The 18842-nt window shown below is 52.7% G+C and carries 16 protein-coding genes and 1 riboswitch; of the genes, 12 read left to right on the forward strand and 4 right to left on the reverse strand.

Annotation, left to right across the window (positions count from 1 at the left end):
- Positions 1–65 precede the first annotated feature (65 nt).
- From MKZ24_RS02510 to MKZ24_RS02550, 9 genes are all read left to right on the forward strand, one after another.
- Positions 66–1883, forward strand: coding sequence for a bifunctional diguanylate cyclase/phosphohydrolase (locus MKZ24_RS02510; protein ID WP_340790030.1), 1818 nt, complete (start codon positions 66–68; stop codon positions 1881–1883).
- A gap of 198 nt (positions 1884–2081) precedes the next feature.
- Positions 2082–3608 (forward strand): MDR family MFS transporter, encoded by a 1527-nt coding sequence (locus MKZ24_RS02515; protein WP_042232022.1) that lies wholly within the window; start codon positions 2082–2084, stop codon positions 3606–3608.
- A gap of 5 nt (positions 3609–3613) precedes the next feature.
- Positions 3614–4174, forward strand: a complete 561-nt coding sequence (locus MKZ24_RS02520) for a PadR family transcriptional regulator (protein ID WP_042232020.1) — start codon at positions 3614–3616, stop codon at positions 4172–4174.
- Positions 4175–4410: 236 nt separating this feature from the next.
- Positions 4411–4629, forward strand: coding sequence for a hypothetical protein (locus MKZ24_RS02525; protein ID WP_039299476.1), 219 nt, complete (start codon positions 4411–4413; stop codon positions 4627–4629).
- Between the two features lie 335 nt (positions 4630–4964).
- Positions 4965–6251, forward strand: coding sequence for a hypothetical protein (locus MKZ24_RS02530; RefSeq protein WP_340781205.1), 1287 nt, complete (start codon positions 4965–4967; stop codon positions 6249–6251).
- A 1-nt stretch (position 6252) separates the two neighbouring features.
- Positions 6253–6849, forward strand: a complete 597-nt coding sequence (gene sipW / locus MKZ24_RS02535) for a signal peptidase I SipW (RefSeq protein WP_042232014.1) — start codon at positions 6253–6255, stop codon at positions 6847–6849.
- A 100-nt stretch (positions 6850–6949) separates the two neighbouring features.
- On the forward strand, positions 6950–7546 hold the full coding sequence (locus MKZ24_RS02540) for a TasA family protein (RefSeq protein ID WP_042232011.1): 597 nt from the start codon (positions 6950–6952) through the stop codon (positions 7544–7546).
- Positions 7547–7615: 69 nt separating this feature from the next.
- Positions 7616–8206, forward strand: coding sequence for a TasA family protein (locus MKZ24_RS02545; protein ID WP_042232010.1), 591 nt, complete (start codon positions 7616–7618; stop codon positions 8204–8206).
- Between the two features lie 176 nt (positions 8207–8382).
- Entirely contained in the window at positions 8383–8715 is a 333-nt protein-coding gene (locus MKZ24_RS02550; protein WP_042241375.1) for a helix-turn-helix domain-containing protein, read from the forward strand.
- Between the two features lie 149 nt (positions 8716–8864).
- Here MKZ24_RS02550 and MKZ24_RS02555 read toward each other — a convergent pair whose 3' ends face one another.
- A complete protein-coding gene (locus tag MKZ24_RS02555) occupies positions 8865–9014 on the reverse strand; it encodes an anti-repressor SinI family protein (protein ID WP_081956347.1) in 150 nt (49 codons plus the stop codon).
- Between the two features lie 28 nt (positions 9015–9042).
- A riboswitch (cyclic di-GMP riboswitch) is annotated at positions 9043–9127 on the reverse strand.
- Between the two features lie 515 nt (positions 9128–9642).
- On the opposite strand from MKZ24_RS02555, the gene MKZ24_RS02560 reads away from it, so the two are divergent.
- Positions 9643–12510, forward strand: coding sequence for a 2-oxoglutarate dehydrogenase E1 component (locus MKZ24_RS02560; RefSeq protein ID WP_042232007.1), 2868 nt, complete (start codon positions 9643–9645; stop codon positions 12508–12510).
- Positions 12511–12568: 58 nt separating this feature from the next.
- Complete coding sequence (gene odhB / locus MKZ24_RS02565; protein ID WP_340781207.1) at positions 12569–13891, forward strand: 2-oxoglutarate dehydrogenase complex dihydrolipoyllysine-residue succinyltransferase; 1323 nt, start codon at positions 12569–12571, stop codon at positions 13889–13891.
- A gap of 136 nt (positions 13892–14027) precedes the next feature.
- On the opposite strand, the gene MKZ24_RS02570 is transcribed toward odhB, so the two are convergent.
- Entirely contained in the window at positions 14028–14285 is a 258-nt protein-coding gene (locus MKZ24_RS02570; RefSeq protein ID WP_042232002.1) for an RNA polymerase sigma factor, read from the reverse strand.
- A gap of 320 nt (positions 14286–14605) precedes the next feature.
- Between MKZ24_RS02570 and MKZ24_RS02575 the strand changes: the two genes are divergently transcribed.
- Entirely contained in the window at positions 14606–15184 is a 579-nt protein-coding gene (locus MKZ24_RS02575) for a nucleotidyltransferase family protein (protein ID WP_340781210.1), read from the forward strand.
- Between the two features lie 140 nt (positions 15185–15324).
- Here MKZ24_RS02575 and MKZ24_RS02580 read toward each other — a convergent pair whose 3' ends face one another.
- Entirely contained in the window at positions 15325–16845 is a 1521-nt protein-coding gene (locus tag MKZ24_RS02580; RefSeq protein ID WP_340781211.1) for a methyl-accepting chemotaxis protein, read from the reverse strand.
- A 664-nt stretch (positions 16846–17509) separates the two neighbouring features.
- Positions 17510–18625, reverse strand: coding sequence for an IS110 family transposase (locus tag MKZ24_RS02585; RefSeq protein ID WP_340781212.1), 1116 nt, complete (start codon positions 18623–18625; stop codon positions 17510–17512).
- Positions 18626–18842 lie beyond the last annotated feature (217 nt).

An 18842-nucleotide genomic window follows, 5' to 3' on the forward strand; every position in this document is an offset into this window, starting at 1 on the left:
TAGAATAAAACATTTACAACTACGCGAATGGAGGAGGAGCAGTGCTCAAATCAATCATCAGCCAGATGCATCGCCGCAGGAGCTATTTGTACTCCTTTATCATATGCCTCGCAGGGCTGGGCTTGTTTATTTTTCAAACGGGACCGCAAATTCTTCAACTCTCCACATCCGATTGGGGCTGGGTTACCGCCATGTCAGGCGCGGCCGTCCTCCTTACCGTCTTCACCTTCCAGTTGCCTCCGCAGGGGAACGGGCTGTCACTGGATTCTTCCATCTATCTGGCCTGTATCTTTATCTTCGGCGTCCCGTCGGCCCTTCTGGTTCTCCTGCTCAGCTCCATCGTACTGCTATTCATCGAATGGGGAAGCACTCCACTCTGGAAGCATCTCAATAATTTCGCCGTGTACTGTATCATGATCACTTCCGCAGCCTTTATCTTCTCGTGGTTCGGGGGCCGGCAGGGGCCGCTTCTCAGCAGCCATCTGGCAGCATACATCGGCGCCATGGCTGTTTATTTCATCCTGAACCTGCTGCTTGTCGGTTTCTTCTACTACATAATTTTCCATGAGAATCTCTACAATACACTCAAAGCAATGCTGACAGACGCCATACTGGCCTATCTGTGCACGCTGGTGCTCTCCCTGGTGCTGACCGTTCTGCTTTTTTACAACGGAATTACCGGCCTGGCCTTATTCCTGGGCCTCAGTGTATTGATCTCCTATTCCTTCAAACGGCTGTTCAGCATGTACCGTGACATTGAAGAACGGGCCAACCGCGATCAGCGTACCGGTCTGTTTAACCACAGCTATTTTGAAGCGGCGCTTGAAGAAGAAATGCGCAGATCGCAGACGGGCGGCAGCGCACTCTCCCTGGCCATGATTGATATTGATGATTTCAAGAAATACAACGATCACTTTGGCCATCTTAAGGGGGACGGGCTGATTGTTTTTCTGGCTGAACTGCTGAAGAAGGAAACCGGGTCCACCGATATTATTGTCTCCAGATATGGCGGTGAAGAATTCACCCTGCTTATGCCGGGCTACGATACCGTGACGGCCAAGCAATTCATCGAAAAGCTGCGCAAAACGCTCAACAATTCTATCTTTGAAGGCAGCGAGATCTTCCCGCAAGGCTGTCTAGCTTTCTCCGCAGGCGTAGCCGGATACAGGCCCGATGTCCACTTCAAGTCAGAGCTGGTCGATCATGCCGATCAGGCGCTGTACTATGCCAAAAAACAAGGCAAGAACATGGTCCATGTCTACGGCAACCAGTCTCTCTTGGAGCGTGACATAGATTTCAGCCAGGATGTGCGCGATATTGAACAGCAGCTTAATCTTTTTATGTACAAGGATCTGGAGACCTTCAAGCATTCCAAACGCGTATTCCGCTATGCCATGGACATCAGTGAGCTGCTGGAACTGGACAATCTTACCAAACGGCAGTTCACGCTCGGCGCACTGATCCACGATATCGGCAAGCTGGAGATTCCCTGGGGCATACTTAACAAGAAGGATAAGCTCGCTCCGGAGGAATGGGAGATGGTCAAATGGCATGTCACCTGGGGCAAAGAGATGGCGCTTACCAACGATAAATACAAGGATCTCGCCCCTTATATCGAGTTGCATCACGAACGGTATGACGGCAAAGGGTATCCGTACGGCTTCAAAGGAGAAGAGATTCCCCAGCTATGCCGGATGCTGACCATTATCGACTCGTTCGATGCCATGACCACGGAGCGTCCGTACCAGCCGACCAAATCGTTCGCGGAAGCTATTGTGGAGCTGCGGGCCTGCGCGGGAAGCCAGTTTGACCCGGAGCTGACTGAGCTGTTCATCGGATATATTGAGGCCCGGGAGCTGCGTTCAAGCGATGCGGCCATGTAGGAAGAAGCCTGCACCCTTGCGGATAAAGGTCCGCCTGTGAGGGAATATCATACATAGAAGTCCTGCCGTTCTTGTTGTACAAGGGCGGCTTATTTGCGTCCACAGCATTACTAAATTTTGAAAAAAGGATTGCCACCCTATTCAAATTTGAATATAATGAGATTTGCCATTGAATAATGAACGTAAAGGAGTCTGTAAATGCATACTAAAGAAAGCAATCTTAAGCTCGTCGTTGCCGGCCTGCTGCTCGGTATCCTGATGTCTGCCATGGATAATACGATTGTGGCCTCAGCTATGGGCACCATCGTCTCCGATCTCGGGGGACTTGATAAAATCGTCTGGGTAACCTCTGCTTATATGGTCATGGTTATGGCCGGAACCCCCATCTTCGGCAAATTGTCCGATATGTACGGGCGCAAGCGCTTCTTCATCTTCGGACTCATCGTGTTCCTGATCGGCTCCGCCCTGTGCGGAACGGCGGCCAGCATCACACAGCTCAGTATCTACCGGGCGATCCAAGGGATTGGCGGCGGTGCGCTGATGCCGATCGCCTTCACGATTGTATTTGATATTTTCCCGCCGCAAAAAAGAGGCAAGCTCACCGGATTATTCGGTGCTGTCTTCGGGATCTCGAGCGTAATCGGCCCTCTGCTGGGCGCTTATATCACTGATTACGTCGGCTGGAACTGGATTTTCTATATTAATGTGCCGATTGGTATCGTCTCCTTCTTCCTGATTATGACGTCCTACAAGGAATCCGTCTCCCATGCGAAACAGCGGATTGACTGGGGCGGCGCCTTCACATTGGTGGCAGGAATTATCTGCCTGATGTTCGCGCTTGAGCTTGGCGGCAACCAGTATGCCTGGGATTCAGCAACGATTCTCGGACTGTTCGCCGGCTTCACCGTATTCCTGATTGCCTTCATCTTCATTGAGCAGAATGCGGCAGAGCCGGTCATCTCGTTCAACATGTTCCGGGGGCGCCTGTTTGCCACCAGCAGTCTGCTCGGCTTGTTCTACGGCTCGGCGTTTATCGTAGCTACGGTATACATTCCGATCTATGTCCAGGGGGTATACGGCGGCTCCGCCACCAACTCCGGACTGATCCTGATGCCGATGATGATTGGTACGGTAATCGGCAGCCAGTCCGGCGGTCTGCTCACCACCAAGACGAGCTTCCGCAACATCATGCTGCTGTCCGCAGTGTGTTTCGTTGCCGGGATCTTCTCACTCAGCACATTGACACCGGATACTTCCCGTCTGCTGCTGAATGCGTTCATGGCGCTGACCGGCTTCGGGGTAGGGTTCTCCTTCTCCGTACTCAGCATGTCATCCATTCACCATTTCGATATGCGCCAGCGCGGCTCAGCTACCTCCACCAGCACCTTCCTGCGCTCGCTCGGGATGACGCTGGGGATTACCATCTTCGGTATTATCCAGCGCAACAGCTTCACTTCGGAGCTTAGTACGGCCTTCGGAGACGGCGGCCAGGCCTCTTCCTTCGGAGATCCGCGTTCTGCGCTGACCCCTGAGGCCCGTGCACAGATTCCGGCACCGGTGCTGGAGAAGATCACAAATTCACTGTCTACCTCGATCGCACATACCTTCATGTGGGCTATCGTGCCAGCGGTGCTTGCCGTTGTCTTTGTTCTGCTGATGCCTAGAGACCGCCTGAGCATTCAGCCTAAGGAATCCCAACCTGCTCCAGCTTCCGGGCAGAGGTAAGCATCATGTCCATGAAGCTGCTGATTCTGGGGCTGCTGCTGGAACGGGATATGCATCCTTATGAAATTACACTCGTCATGAAGGAACGCACGATGGACCAGATCATTAAGCTGCAGATGGGCTCCTTGTATTATGCTGTCGACAAGCTGGCAGAGGGCGGGCATATTGAAGCTGTAGAGGTCATCCACAGCGCAGACCGGCCGGATAAAACGATCTACCGGATTACGGATAAAGGCAAGGAATTAATGGAACAGCTCATTCTGCAGCAGATCAAGAAGAACGATCCCCTGTATCATCCGCTGTACATGGCCTTGGCACTCTCGCGCTATATTGACCAGGAGAAGGTAGAGAAGCTGCTGGAGGAACGCATCCGCGAAGCGGAGCACCAGGTTAACTTCGCCTACCAGGTATACGAGGAGCATATCTCCGTTGTGCCCCGCTCGGCGCTGCATCTGATGTACGGCCGGTATGAGCATAGCCTGACAGAGCTGAAATGGCTGAAGCGGCTCTATGAGGATGTGGCCGCCCGCAGGCTGAGTGACAAAGGCAGCCCGATCATTCCGTAATAAATATAGAATTTCAGGAGGATTGTTCCGCCGCCGTTACAGGCAGCCGGGGCAGTCCTCCTTTTCATTTCCAAAGCCTGTTCACACCGGAACCTGCGGTTTATTACAAGTCCCTGTGTTTAATAAGCCCGTATTGTGTTTATTAGGGAGCAAACTGCCGGCAAGGCTCAGGAGGATTCTCTAGCACATTCCCCATCCTTGCCCTGCAAATATTCCGAAAGGGAAGTGAACTTAAGATGAGCCATAGTGACGACAAGAAGCCGATAAGAGACGAACGTGACCATCCCGAGCAATACCCCACGGACAAGCCAAGCTTATTCGACCTTGACGAAAGCGAACAGAATGTAGATCCGATTCCGGTTGAGGATCTGACCCTCGAGAAGCAGGAGGAGAAGGATAAGGAAGGCACGAAACACCGCTCCTCCAGTGACAAAAAATACCATACCGGATTCTAAAAGTTATAGCTTATAGCTGTACGTCAGCTCACGCGGAGAGAAGCTTCCTTAAGGAGCGGACTTCACTACAAATGGAAAGGTTATGCCATCCGTATTTGTTATGCGGATAGCATAACCTTTTTTCGTTCTCAATAAAGAACATTCGTGAAAAACAGCGATAAGTCAAGTAAACTAAAGATAATTAGATGTATTCGTGCTTTATTGCGAACAATTCGCTGAAATTGACATTTTTCTTTTCATGGGTCCGCAGTGTATGATTTCATTACAAAAACGTTCTTAATAAAGAACGAATATAACGAATATTAATCAGTAAGCCATGAGAGGGGGGCCTACCTTTGTACCCCAGATCCGCCAAACGGCGTAAACGGAAATACACGAAACTCGGTCTTCGGATCCTGCAATCCGGTATGGCTGTATCTGTCCTTATAATGTATACATCCAATCAGATTGGCGGTACTTACGGAGAGTACAACACTTCGCAGGAACAGATCACCTCTATCGGGCTCTGCTCCGTATTCCCGGGTCAGATTGAACAGCTGCTGTCAGAGTTCAGCGGACATGTCCGAACAATTATCGAACTGAAATCCTCTCTTGGCAGCCACATTCCGAGCGGAAACTATACCACTCCCCCGATCTCTGAAGAACTGTCAGCGGAGGAACTGGATCAGGTCTCCAGTGAGATCTCAGAACAAATCCGGCTGGCAAGCGATACAGTTAACGCACTGGATACACAGCTGAGCTTCAATGCAGGTATCTGGCAGCAAATTCTGCAGGAAATTGGCAGTGCAGCAGCCATTCTGCATCAACTCGGAGGATATATGGTAAATCTCGAACCTAATTGCCTGGAAATCCGTGACGCCCAGTTCTTCGAACAGCTACAGGAAGGTCTCCATCAAAGCGGGGTGCTGTCGGAATTTCTGACGGATACATTAACGGGCATTGTGCATTATCTGAATACGATTCATGATTTAGGCGGCTCGCTGCCGACCGGTAATCCTGACCGGGTACTTCTCCGGCAAGAAAGCTTCGGCTTCCCTGCCGAGGAACCGATTTTCTCATTCATGGCCAGAGCCTACAATGCAGACCCCAATGTATCATCCGCCTTACAGTCAAGCTACGATCAGTTAAGTGCAGAATTAACAGCCTCCAGAGACAACCTATCGTCCACAATCACCACGCTGCAGGAACAGCAGGTACACATTGCTGAAGCGAAGGCGGCGCTGGAGGAGAAAGCCAAGGCTGAAGAAGCGGAACGGCTCGCGCTGGAGAAGCAAAAGCAGGAAGAAGCCGAAGCTCTGAAACTGGAGCAGGAAGACACTAAGAATAATCCGCCCGCAACCAGCATTCCTGGAGAAGATAAGACCATCGAAGAACCTGCTATAGAAGCTCCTGAGGGTGAAAAGCCGGCTCCTGCACCCTCACCGGATGCAGAGGTTACTGCTCCGCCTGCCACACCGGCACCGGAATCCCCTCTTCCGGAGGCGACTCCAGCGGCAGAACCAACTGCGGAGCTCCCGGATAGCGGTACAGATACCGCGCAGCCAACAGCTACAGCTACAGCTACAGCTATACCTACAGCTACACCTGCTCCACAATCTGATATCAGCAAAGGCGGGGAATAATATGCGCATCAAAAAGATAATCAGCACCACATTGTCCACACTGATATTTATGATTTTCCTGGTGCTGGTAACAGCAGTAGTCATCTCTAAAGCTTCCGGAGGCGAACCTTCCTTCTTTGGCTATCAGATCAAGACGGTGTTATCCGGTTCCATGGAGCCGGGCATCCAGACCGGATCTATTGTAGCGATTAAGCCGGGCGGGGATATGACCCGTTTTCAAAAAGGCGATGTGATTACATTCATGAATCCCGATAACCTCCTGATTACACACCGTGTGGTCGATGCTTCAATAAACAGTGCCATAGGCGAGGCCAGCTATACCACCAAAGGGGACAATAACGATGCAGCCGATACCTCAGCGGTCAGCTCGACAAATGTGGTAGGCCAATATACCGGCGTCACCGTCCCTTATGTAGGATATGCCATGAATTTCGCAGTCTCCAAAGCCGGAAGTGTAATGCTGATGATTATCCCCGGGCTGCTCCTGCTGCTCTACGCACTGTATTCCTCCTGGAAAGCCGTTGCGGCACTGGAGAAGAAGAATGCAGGGACAGCGGTGACCGGCGGAACGGATACCCTTCCAGACATTGTGCAATAAACTTGATTGTCCTCTCCCGTTTACGAAACGCGGAGCAACAATAAATTTTCCCGGAAGACAGGCAAAGACAATAAAAGAACGATGAGAAAGGGATGAACAAATGAACGTTAAAAAAACATTAGGTCTCGGCGTTGTATCGGCAGCACTCGGATTAACCCTGGTCGGCGGAGGAACCTTCGCTTACTTCAGCAGCACTTCCACCACTGCAGCTTCTTTTAACAACGGAACTTTATTACTGAATTCGGACCCCTCCGTTATTGTCAATCTCACCAATCTTAAGCCGGGAGATACAATCAAAAGAGACTTTAAATTGAAAAATGACGGGACCCTCAATATTCCCAAAGTTGTTCTGCGCACCTCATCTGTCATTACAGATGCCCTGGGGGATAACAGCTCCCATAATCTCAAAGACGATATTATTGTAACCTTCCTTATTAACAAGGATAAAGTAACTTCGCCTGTCCTGGTTATTTCACTGGCCGACCTTGAGCAGCAAAGTCCGGATCTTGTAGCTAAGGGAATTCTCGGCGGAATCTTTGGTGTAGAGAATGGGGGCATCAAGGCAGGCACCTCAGATAAGCTGAGCGTACAGTTTGCCTTCAAGGAAACCTTCCAGCCGCAAAACTACTATCAAGGCGATACGCTGGCCCTTACCCTGAACTTCGATGCCAATCAGGAAAAAGGCGCCCTCAAATAATCTGCCCTGTCACGCATTCCTGTTCTCTGATCTTTAAAAAACATAATATACTCGAGGAGGAAATTAATTATGGGTATCAAAAAAACATTGGGTCTTGGCGTAGCATCGGCAGCACTGGGATTGTCTTTAATCGGAGGGGGCACCTTCGCTTACTTCAGCTCCACAGCAACCAGCACGGCAACCTTCGCGGCAGGTACGCTGAAGCTCGGCTCTTCCTTCAATACACCTGTTGCCCTGACCAATCTGAAACCGGGTGATTACACCGTACGCACGTTCACCTTGTCCAATGACGGCACTCTGGATATCAAGCTCCTCACGCTGGCTACCAGCTACACCGTAACTGATGCGAAGGGAGATAATGCCGGCCAGGATCTTGGAGATCACTTCAAAATCAAACTTCTCGACAGTTCTTACACCAGCGGGCCGCTTACCGGCCATGTGCTGTCCGAAATCTCCTTGAAGGATCTGAAGAACACATCCAGCTATGATCTCGTAACGGCGGGTGTACTGCCGGGAGGCATCGCCGCTACCCAAACCAAAACCTTCAAGATTGCTTTCGAATTCGTTGACAATACACAGGATCAGAATATCTTCCAGGGTGACGGCTTGGCGCTGAACTGGACATTCAATGCTACGCAAGGTTTGGGAGAAGCCAAATAAGGCTATTAAACTATATACACAAAACGGCATATCCTCCCTCATCCGGGCTGGATATGCCGTTTTGTCTCTCCACTGCCGCCAGCTTCCGTCAGGAACAATGATTTTTGTCGGTTTTGCGAATTTTTGTTATACTGATAACAAAAAGTACGGAGGGCGTTGTAATCGTGTCAGATAACATGGGAAGCCGCATCCATAGGCTCCGTCTGGAGAAGGGTTATTCTTTATCCGAGCTTGCGGATAAGGCTGACGTGGCGAAATCATACTTAAGTAATGTTGAGCGGAATATCCAATCCAACCCCTCCATTCAATTTATCGAAAAAATCGCCGATGCACTTCAAGTATCCATTCACGTATTACTGTATGGCGGAGTTGCAGAAACTGCAGAACCGGTTCTTGATGGAGAATGGTTCAGGCTGGTACAGGATGCGATGGCCTCTGGTATAAGCAAACGTGAATTCAAGGAGTTTCTTGATTATCAGAAATGGCGGCTGGAGCAGAAGGATAACTGAAATACCCCCACAAAGTGAGGCAGCAGCTTCGATGATTACTCAGGTACTTTGCGGGGACCCCGAAACAACATGTAAATTCCAACAGAAGAGGGCACAGCGCGTACACCGCTGTGCCCTCTTCTGTATGTATCCGTACAATGCTGAATGCCCTACATCGCCTGGAGTGCTTTTTCACTAAAAAAACGCCGAATCTCGTCCGCCTGGATGCCAGCCTGCTTAGCAGACATTAGCAAATGCACCCATTCTAAATCCAGATCAACTGCCTGCAGTTCGTCATTCCCCTGGTTGGACTTATCCAAGAAATCTCCTCCTAGAATTTTCGCGTCCCCAGGCAGTCCGGCCATCATAGTATTTCTACTTTAGATCCGAGACTTTGTGCCCCTGTCTTTCGGCAGGTTTACCCTTTACTGGACCCTTTACATGAAAGGATCTGAAAGAATCGATGAAACCGTTCTCCGCAATAACATTATACAAGATCTTACATGAAAAGTGTGTCGTTTTCTGGGATTTTTTTATGTTAAATCGTGAGGACCCTTAGCTAAAATTGCCAATGGCTTGTATAAATAATTCCAATTCATCTTCAATCGGTCCAAATTAGTTTAAATATACTAAATAGATTTAATCCTATAACACAATATAGAAGTAATTACCCATTTCTATGATATACAACCACCTAAATCCTTAATTTTTTTATTAACTCCAAAGATATTTTGTTCCTCCGGCCTCACCCGGATAATTTATGATTGTTCTGTATGAATTCCCTGCTGAATCATACCGTTTTGCGAACGGATTGCACGAAAGTATGAATTGATTACCCTGCCGGAAAGTAGCACAATAAGATGAGAATGAAACCGCAAACATCGCAGCTCCGCTAAGCGGTGTTCCTATATACCGCATGTGGAGTTTATCCGTTAGGAGGACCTACTCATGGCCATCAAAGAGCCCTATAACGAATCTGTCTGGAGCAAGTATTACGGTCCCAATCTGGGCTACATTCAGGAGAAATACGAGCAGTTTGTCAAGGACCCTTCTTCCGTAGAGCATCATTACCGCGATCTGTTCACAGTATCCGGCCCGCCTCCCCTGGCTCCGGATGCCGTCAAGACGCCTCCACCCGCCATCTCGGGAGATACGGAGTGGCTCAAGAAAGCTGTTAAAGCTTCCAAGCTAATGGCTAACATTCGAATATACGGCCATATGGCTGCCGATATCGATCCGCTGGAGCGGAGCACCAACCCGATGGCGAAATGGCTGGAGATCGAGACCTATGAGCTGACGCGCGAAGATCTGAATGCCCTGCCGGCTTCGCTGATCTGGGAGAATGCCCCTGAGGGCGTGCATACCGCTATGGATGCCGTTCACAGAATGCGCCAGGCCTACACACAGACCATCGCCTATGAATTCGGGCATGTGCATGACGAGCGTGAGCTGCGCTGGCTCAACAGCCAGGCGGAATCCACGACGTCGCCTGCTCCACTGAACCATGCGGAACGCAAAGAGCTGCTGAAACGCCTGATTCAGGTAGAACAGTTCGAGACCTTCCTGCACAAGACCTTCGTCGGCCAGAAGCGCTTCAGCCTGGAAGGCAATGATGCGCTCGTACCTATGCTGGATGAAATTGTCCGCGCTGCCGCACATGACGGCGCTGAGCATATCCTGATGGGTATGGCCCACCGCGGAAGACTTAATGTGCTGGCCCACATTCTGGGCAAACCTTATGATATTATTTTCTCGGAATTCCATCATTCGCCGAACAAGGAGCTCTTCCCGTCCGAAGGCTCTATGGGTGTCACCTATGGCTGGAGCGGTGATGTGAAATACCATCTAGGCGCCGACCGCGCCGTCCGTGAAGGCGAAACCGTGCGTACCCGCATCACGCTTGCCAACAACCCGAGCCATCTCGAGTTCGTGAATCCGGTCGTTGAAGGCTTCACGCGTGCAGCCCAGGAGGAACGGGGGACCCCCGGCCTGCCTAAGCTGAATACGGACAAAGCCATGGCCGTGCTTATGCATGGCGATGCCGCCTTCCCTGGTGAAGGTATTGTTGCGGAAACACTTAATATCGGCAAATTGCAAGGTTATCAGAATGGCGGCACTGTGCATATTATCGTCAATAACCGGATCGGCTTCACCACCGAAAGTGAAGATTCCCGCTCCACGCATTACGCCAGTGATCTGGCGAAGGGCTATGAGATCCCGGTAGTGCATGTCAATGCCGATGACCCCGAAGCCTGTATTGCTGCGGTCCGTATGGCCAGCGCTTACCGCCATTTGTTCAAGAAGGATTTCCTGATTGATCTGATCGGGTACCGCCGCCACGGCCATAATGAGATGGATGATCCGGAAACCACCCAGCCGATGGTATATGGCAAGGTTCGCAACCACCCTACCGTCTACCGCGTTTATGCGGAACGCCTGCAGCGCGAGAAGGTCGTTACAGCCGATGAGGTGAAGAGCATGATTGCCGAGGCCGAGAATGTGCTGCAGCAGGCCTTCGAGCAGATGAAGGAAGGGAAACAGAAGAACGCCGAGTCCAAGACTTCGGTCGTCCTGGATACGGGAACACCGGTGCACCGCCCTACAGCGGTTCCGCTGGCCAGTCTCCAGGAGATTAACCGTGAGCTGCTGAGCGTACCGGCCGGCTTCACGGTCTATCCGAAGCTGGAGCGGATTCTGCAGCGGCGCAAGGATGCGTTGAATGACGGCGAGCGGGTAGACTGGGCGCTGGCTGAAACCCTGGCCTTCGCTACCATTCTGAAGGATGGCACGCCGATCCGCCTCAGCGGACAGGATTCACAGCGCGGCACCTTCGCTCACCGCCACCTTGTCCTGCATGACAGTGAGAGCGGGGAGCTCTTCTCCCCTCTTCACCAGCTTAAGGATTCCCGCGCCTCCTTCGGCGTCTACAACAGCCCGCTGTCAGAAGCCTCTGTACTCGGCTATGAATACGGCTATAATGTGTTCGCGCCGGAGACCTTCGTGCTCTGGGAAGCGCAATACGGTGATTTCGCCAATGCCGCCCAAGTCATTATTGACCAGTTCATCTCCGCCGGACGCGCCAAGTGGACACAGCGCAGCAATCTTGCGATTCTGCTGCCGCATGGATATGAAGGCCAGGGACCGGAACATTCCAGCGGCAGGCTGGAACGTTATCTGCAGCTCTCCGCTGAAGAGAACTGGACCGTAGCGAACCTGACCTGCGCGGCCCAGTATTTCCATCTGCTGCGCCGTCAGGCTGCACTCTGCGGACAGCCCGATGCCCGGCCGCTGGTAATCATGGCACCGAAGAGCCTGATCCGCAATCCGCGCAGCACCTCGGCCGGTGCTGATCTCGCCTCTGGCAGCTTCCAGCCCGTGCTTCCGGAACCGCTGCTCGGCAGCAAGCCTGAAGAGGTCAAGCGCCTGGTGGTATGCAGCGGCAAGGTCGCCATCGACCTGCAGACTGAGCTGGAAGCCGCCCGCGGACAGGACTTCTCCTGGCTGCATATTCTCCGCCTGGAGCAGCTGTATCCGTTCCCTGAACGTGAGCTTGGCGCACATCTCAGTTCGTTCCGTTCCCTGCAGGAAATCGTCTGGGTGCAGGAGGAGCCGAAGAATATGGGCGGCTGGAGCTACGCTGAATCCCGGCTGCGCGCCATTGCCCCGCAGAATGTTACCGTCCAGTATATCGGCCGTCCGGAGCGCTCCAGCCCGGCCAGCGGTTATGCGGATGTGCACAGCTTCGAGCAGCGGCGCATTGTTAGAGAAGCCCTGAAACTTAACGCTCAAGTACAAGCACCTGTACCGTCTTCCTGACAGCAGCAAGGCGGTCTCTCAATAACGTAAACTACTATATTTGGGGAGGTAACGGCCTGTGTCCGAAATTAAAGTACCCGATTTGGGCGAATCCATTTCCGAAGGAACGATCTACAAATGGCTGGTTAAAGAGGGCGACACTGTCGGCCAGGGCGATGTGCTCGCGGAGCTTGAGACCGACAAGGTCAACCTGGAGATCAGTGCGGAGGAGGATGGTGTCATCTCCTCCATCCTGCGCCAGGCGGGCGAGAACGTTGCCGTTGGCGAAGCTATCGGCATTATCGGCAGCGCCGACGGTGCGGCAGTAGCCGGCGGCGGCAAGCCGGAAGCGGCAAGCGTAGCCATGGGCAGCAGCGTCTCTGACGGCGGCAAGCCGGAAGCGGCAAACGCAGCGGCGGGCAGCAGCGCCTCTGACGGCGGTAAGCCGGAAGCGGCAAGCGCAGCGGCGGGCTCTGCGGCCCTGGCTTCGCCGGGGGCGCGCAAGCTGGCCCGGGAGCGGGGCATCGACCTCGGCGAGGTCAGTGCCCGCGACCCCATCGGCCGGATAGGCCAGGCCGATGTGAACGGCCATGGCGCAGCTGTGCCGGAGGCCGCTGCGCCTGCAGCTCCGGCGGCGGCACGGCCGGAGCCGGTGAAGCCGCCCGCGCCGGCGGGCAAGGCGCCCCGCGCGGAGGACGGCAAAGCGACCGAGCGCAAGCGCATGTCGCGCAGACGGCTGACGATTGCCAGCCGCCTGGTCGAAGCGCAGCAGACGGCAGCGATGCTGACCACCTTCAACGAGGTGGACATGACCGCTATTCTCGACATCCGCAAACGCCGCAAGGATGCCTTCAAAGAGAAGCATGAGGTTGGACTCGGCTTCATGTCCTTCTTCACCAAAGCCGTGATCGGCGCACTCAAGGCTTATCCGCTGCTGAATGCCGAGATCGACGGTGAGGATCTCCTGCTGAAGAAATACTATGACATCGGCATCGCCGTAGCTGCCAAAGAAGGTCTGGTCGTGCCGGTCGTCCGCGATGCCGACCGGCTTAGCTTCCCGGAAATCGAGCGCAAGATTGGCGAGCTCGCCTCCAAAGCGCGCGCCAACACGCTCAGTCTGCCGGAGCTGCAGGGCGGTACCTTCACAATCACCAACGGTGGTGTATTCGGTTCTCTGCTGTCTACGCCGATCCTCAATACGCCGCAGGTCGGCATCCTCGGCATGCATAAGATCCAGCTTCGTCCGATCGCCTTGGATGAAGAGCGCACAGCCAACCGTCCGATGATGTATGTCGCCTTATCGTACGATCACCGGATTGTAGACGGTTCAGAGGCGGTAGGCTTCCTTGTCAAGGTCAAGGGTTTACTGGAAGATCCAGAAGCGCTGCTGCTGGAGGGCTAAGCCCTACCTGCGGCGGCATCCTTCATTCCTCATACGTGTGAACACCAAAGGCATCCGGAGAGCGTATTCGCTCTCCGGATGCCTTTTTGGATTTCATTTTGACTGCCCTTTAATACCTAAATTGAATTCAAGCTATTCACTTAAGCTGCTGCCTGCTCAACGATGAATATTTGGACTTCCGGCTGCTGTTCAAGCAAGAGTTGCCCGATTCATCCTTTGCACATGGAGTGCTTATTAAAATCCTGCACTGCACCTCATCCTCGGCATCCTGCCTGTTCCCCAGCATCCGGCAGCAATACCGGTAAACCGGCTGCTGAAAAGCATCAACAATGAACGCAAAGGATTCCTGCTCCCCATGTTGAACCCGGATAATGACCGCCTCTACCTGCCGCATATCCGGCACATTCTCCTGTGACGTTGCCCTCACCTCCTAGATTGTATATCTCTATAACACCTGACTTCTGCAAAAAGTGCCTGCCGGCACAATTTTATTCGAGTAAAAATGGTTTTGCGGGCTTCATCCTATGTAGTCTTACAATCCAATATAATATAACTTTAGCAGATTTACCGAAGGCTGATTTATTGCACCCGACCTCACTTTACCCCACCTAACCCGGCTAGCCCACCTCAAGCAAAATCAAATACACTTCCCACTCCGTCCGGGCTATAATGGATTATTGTCTTCATTTCAGCAGAGAAAGAAGAGATTATACAATGATAATAACCAGTGAAGCAGACATTCTCCAGCGGGTGATGGAAGATGCCTGGATGATGGATATTCTGAAGGCTGCCGGAACTTTGCAATTGCCGGACTGGTGGGTCTGCGCCGGATTTGTGCGGTCCAAGATCTGGGATGTGCAGCATGGTTTTACGGAGAGAACGCCCCTCGCCGATATTGATGTGATCTATTATGACCCCGGCGACCAGCGGGAGGAAGTCGAGAAATCCTGGGAAACCCAGCTGAAGAGCCGTTATCCCGGAATTCCCTGGTCAGTCAAGAATCAGGCCAGGATGCATACCGTCAATAACCTGCCGCCCTATCACTCGTCCACAGACGGCATGTCCAAATTCCCCGAGACGTCAACGGCGCTTGGACTCTCCCTGGACGGGAACGGGGAAGTCATTCTGGCCGCACCTCATGGAATTTCGGATGTCATTCAGCTGGTATTGCGGCCCTCGCCTTACTTCGCCGCCCATCCGCATCTGCTGCCTATTTATGAGAAGCGGATTGCAAGCAAGAACTGGCAGGGCATCTGGAGCGGGCTGCGCAGCCTCCCGGCTGACGGTACCTAGTCCGGGCCGAGACCTCGTACAACCAGCAAAGAGCAACAGGTGCTCCCTGACCAGGGCAGCCTGCTGCTCTTTGTTATAAGACAATGTTATCTGCTTCATATAATTATTCTTCCTCTGCTATCCAGCTGAAATACTCTAGTTTACACCGCCAGATCTATCCCCACCACGCCTACAATCTCTCCGCGGCCATCCTTAATCGCTCTGGAGAGCGTAATGCAGGAACGTTTGGTAATCGCCGAAACATACGGCTGCGAGACGTACTGGCCTTCATTCATGGCCCCGTTCCACCAGTCACGGCGTTTAGCATTCAGAAGTCCTGCCGCAGGCTCGGAGTAAATGAACGTGCCGTCCGTCCGGTTGGACCAGATCGCCTGCACATCCGGAGCCTTACGGATACAGGAAGCAAGGATGCTGCTATGGCTATCCGCATCCGGTGAATACAGCTCCCGCTTAGCTGAGAGCTCCTCCAGCAATACCTGCATTTCCTGCAGCCGTCCCTCGTATCCGTTCATCTCAATCACCCCGCGCACCGCAATTGCATTCACTGATTGCTGCAGGGATTGCGACTCTATGAGCAGGCTGGCGCTGATATTATTCAGCTGTCCAATCTGGGACCGCTGCCGGGTGACCTGCTCCAGCGTCAGGTCCACACCTGCGATGGTCTCGTTGACAATACCCACCGCACCGCTGAGTTCGGCTGTCACCTCATCAATCAGCCTGCTCTGCCGCGCAGCCGCAGCGACTGATTCAGCTACCGCCGTTCCCACCTCTTCTATTCTGTCCGAGATATCGCCGAGACGCCGCTTCACGGTTGCTACTTCATGCACACCGTGCTCAACTGCAGACTGCTCTTTCGTAACCGACTCCAGCACCTGCTGCACTCCGTTATTGATATCGAGCAGCACCTCCGTGGAGCGGTCTACCGAACTCCGGCTCTGGTCGGCTAACTGCCTGATCCGGCTGGCCACTACCGCGAAGCCCCGCCCCTGTTCACCCGCCCGCGCAGCTTCAATAGAAGCATTGAGCGCAAGCAGCGAGGTTTCATTAACAATGCTGACAATCAGCGAGTTTATCTCCTCCACCATAGCAATATGGCCGCTAAGAGTCGTGAATTTATTCAGCATGTCCCCGCTTTGCTCCTGCAGCTCCTCCATGACCTCATCTGTATTCTTCAGCGAATCCACCATTTCAGCCATTCCTGAGCGGGTCGCCTGCATGGTCGCCCCCAGCTTCACGGTCAGCTCCTCTATATGCTCCGTAACCGCCGCTACTCCGCCCATGGTGGCAAAAGCACCCTCAATATTGGCCTTAGCCTCGTTACTGCGCGTCTGCAAATCCACTTCGTATGCATGTGAATAGTCTGCCGTCTGCTGCAGCCCTTCCGTATGGCGGCTAATTTCCTCCAGAGCCCCATGCAGCCGGTCTGAGGTGACAACAATCTCATTGCCGAGCAGCTCCACCTTACCCCGGGATTCCGCCAGCTGCCGGTCCTTTAGGACTCCGCCGTGATAGCTGTCCAGCGCAAGTCCGCCGAGTGCCGCCATTAGCAGCAGATAGATAACCTTATGTATCCAGTACATATCAACCCACAAGCAGTACATTCCTATAAGCAGCAGCAAAACAACGGCTAGAACGGCCTTCCACCGGCGAATCCCCATCATCAACGCTCACTCCACTCCATCATGTTATGTATTCTAACATTATATCAGCAGAGTCAAATTAAGGAAACCACTTCTATACCCATCACCCAGTAACGGCGTGTATAAAGAACAAACGGGATGCGGCGTGGGCCAGGGCGTTGAACACGTGGCATGGACGCCAGGGCGTTGAACACGTGGCGTGGACGCCGCATGGAATTCCGCAGTAGGTATCCGTTCCACTCCACTCCGCCCGCACCTGCCACAACAAGTGGATAAACGTATCTTAATTTGCCCGTTTCTTACGAATGAACGAAAGCAAGTGGATTAACAGCACCTATTTATGTTAGTTTTCGCTACTTTGGCTGAATTCGGATAATTTAAGTGTTCTTTATCCAACTGCTATGAACGAATTTGTCAATCCCCCTGTTTCTTCCCTTTTTAACAAAGGTTTTTTCAATCCCTTGGGCATGGAGACAACATGCGAGTCGTCGGCTGGCACACTGCTATCCGTGGGTTGGTTCCACATGTTAGGCCTACGTCGAAGGAGCTTCCCTAAACTATTGTCGCACGTCAAACCCATCCGGGTTTTGTGCAGTTGGATTTCGTGGATTCTCCTCGAACCTTTCTCGTTGTCTCCATGCCCCAAGGATTCATCCTTTGGGGACAGGCTTTTTCTTGTTCTATATTATGCGATTCCTGCTTCTGCCTTTACCGCAACACACCAAATGAATCCGACCAATTCCCGTCCCACCGCTGCGATCACCAAGTTTCGGTGTTTTCCCCGTTTGACCATCTGCACATATTTTTTGTGCAATCTCTCCTGCGCCTTCCATGACGTTTCCTGGACATGAGCCCTTTGCCCTTCTAACCGCTTTTCTAAATCGCCTTTGACCGCCGGAAGGTAACGGTAACTCCAGGCCGATTCCACCAAAGCACGCCTTACGGAGGCATTTCCTGTTTTAGTCAGGCGGCCCCGTCTTGTCTTGGGTCCTGTAGAAGATTCCCGCGGAACCAGTCCCAGGTAACTCATCAGCTGCGCAGGCGAACGGAACCGCTCAAAATTCCCGATTTCAACGACGAGCGTCATGGCCGTGAGCAGGGCAATCCCCCGAAGACCCTGGAGCGCTTGAATCACAGAGGCGTACGGGCAGATTTCGGCTTCTTTCCGCATGGCCTCCTCTAGCCGTTTAATGCGCTCCTCCACCTCCCGCAACTGTTGTTGCATCTCGGTGAATACCCGTTCTTGCGCGGTATGCTCAAACGTCAAGGTAGAGAGCCACAGCCGGTATCGTTTCGTCCAGCGTTTTTTCATCCCTTCCGGGGTGTGGATCTGGTGCCGTAACAGAAAATGAACGAGGTGCTGCCGGGCCCGGTGCAGTTCTTCCCGAGCATTCTCCCGGGCTCGGATGAGATCCCGAAGAGCCTCGAGTTCCGGAGTGGGTACATGAATGCCCGTCAATTCTCCCGCACGGTGGAGCTGAGCGAGCCGCTCTGCATCCCGTCGGTCGGTTTTAATGGCATCGCCTGAACGCTGAGGAATACGTGAGGGGGCGATGACCGTGCAGGAAATTCCCATCTTGGTCAGCCAGCGATACAAATCATACCCGGTGGGTCCTGCCTCATAGCAGACTTCAAGAGTAACCTCCGGGCTTTTCAGTTTCCGAATGAGTCGTCCTACAGCATCTGGCGTATGGGCAATCGCTCCGTGATACCGTGCGGGGTCCCGTCCCTCGTCTGCAATCGCCACTGCAATTTTTTCTTTTGACACGTCCAAACCTACGTATTTTATGGTATTCTTCATAGTAACAGCTCCTTTCGCATTTAGCTCTGAAATGGTTGTCCTTACTCCCATTTTAACCTAAGGTGTGCGAACAGGGGCTGCCTTTCGTTCATCATAACTATTGGTTTTACAGCACCTTTTCGCTCATCAGCAAGTGGAGGAAATCCATCTATTTCTGCTCCCCCTATCTTTCAGGCGGACTAGCTCCAACTTTTTCCACTCCCGCATATCCTCCAGA

It is taken from the genome of Paenibacillus sp. FSL R7-0297 (genome assembly GCF_038009025.1).
Classification (GTDB): Bacteria; Bacillota; Bacilli; order Paenibacillales; family Paenibacillaceae; genus Paenibacillus_AQ.

Bases quoted from the DNA above. Each gene is read 5' to 3' on its own strand.
- MKZ24_RS02585 (WP_340781212.1), bottom strand. From the start codon at position 18,625: ATGAAGAATACCATAAAATACGTAGGTTTGGACGTGTCAAAAGAAAAA.
- MKZ24_RS02515 (WP_042232022.1), top strand. From the start codon at position 2,082: ATGCATACTAAAGAAAGCAATCTTAAGCTCGTCGTTGCCGGCCTGCTG.
- MKZ24_RS02540 (WP_042232011.1), top strand. From the start codon at position 6,950: ATGAACGTTAAAAAAACATTAGGTCTCGGCGTTGTATCGGCAGCACTC.
- sipW (WP_042232014.1), top strand. From the start codon at position 6,253: ATGCGCATCAAAAAGATAATCAGCACCACATTGTCCACACTGATATTT.
- MKZ24_RS02510 (WP_340790030.1), top strand. From the start codon at position 66: ATGCATCGCCGCAGGAGCTATTTGTACTCCTTTATCATATGCCTCGCA.
- MKZ24_RS02570 (WP_042232002.1), bottom strand. From the start codon at position 14,285: ATGCGGCAGGTAGAGGCGGTCATTATCCGGGTTCAACATGGGGAGCAG.
- MKZ24_RS02545 (WP_042232010.1), top strand. From the start codon at position 7,616: ATGGGTATCAAAAAAACATTGGGTCTTGGCGTAGCATCGGCAGCACTG.
- MKZ24_RS02575 (WP_340781210.1), top strand. From the start codon at position 14,606: ATGATAATAACCAGTGAAGCAGACATTCTCCAGCGGGTGATGGAAGAT.
- MKZ24_RS02520 (WP_042232020.1), top strand. From the start codon at position 3,614: ATGTCCATGAAGCTGCTGATTCTGGGGCTGCTGCTGGAACGGGATATG.
- MKZ24_RS02525 (WP_039299476.1), top strand. From the start codon at position 4,411: ATGAGCCATAGTGACGACAAGAAGCCGATAAGAGACGAACGTGACCAT.
- MKZ24_RS02550 (WP_042241375.1), top strand. From the start codon at position 8,383: ATGGGAAGCCGCATCCATAGGCTCCGTCTGGAGAAGGGTTATTCTTTA.
- MKZ24_RS02560 (WP_042232007.1), top strand. From the start codon at position 9,643: ATGGCCATCAAAGAGCCCTATAACGAATCTGTCTGGAGCAAGTATTAC.
- MKZ24_RS02580 (WP_340781211.1), bottom strand. From the start codon at position 16,845: ATGATGGGGATTCGCCGGTGGAAGGCCGTTCTAGCCGTTGTTTTGCTG.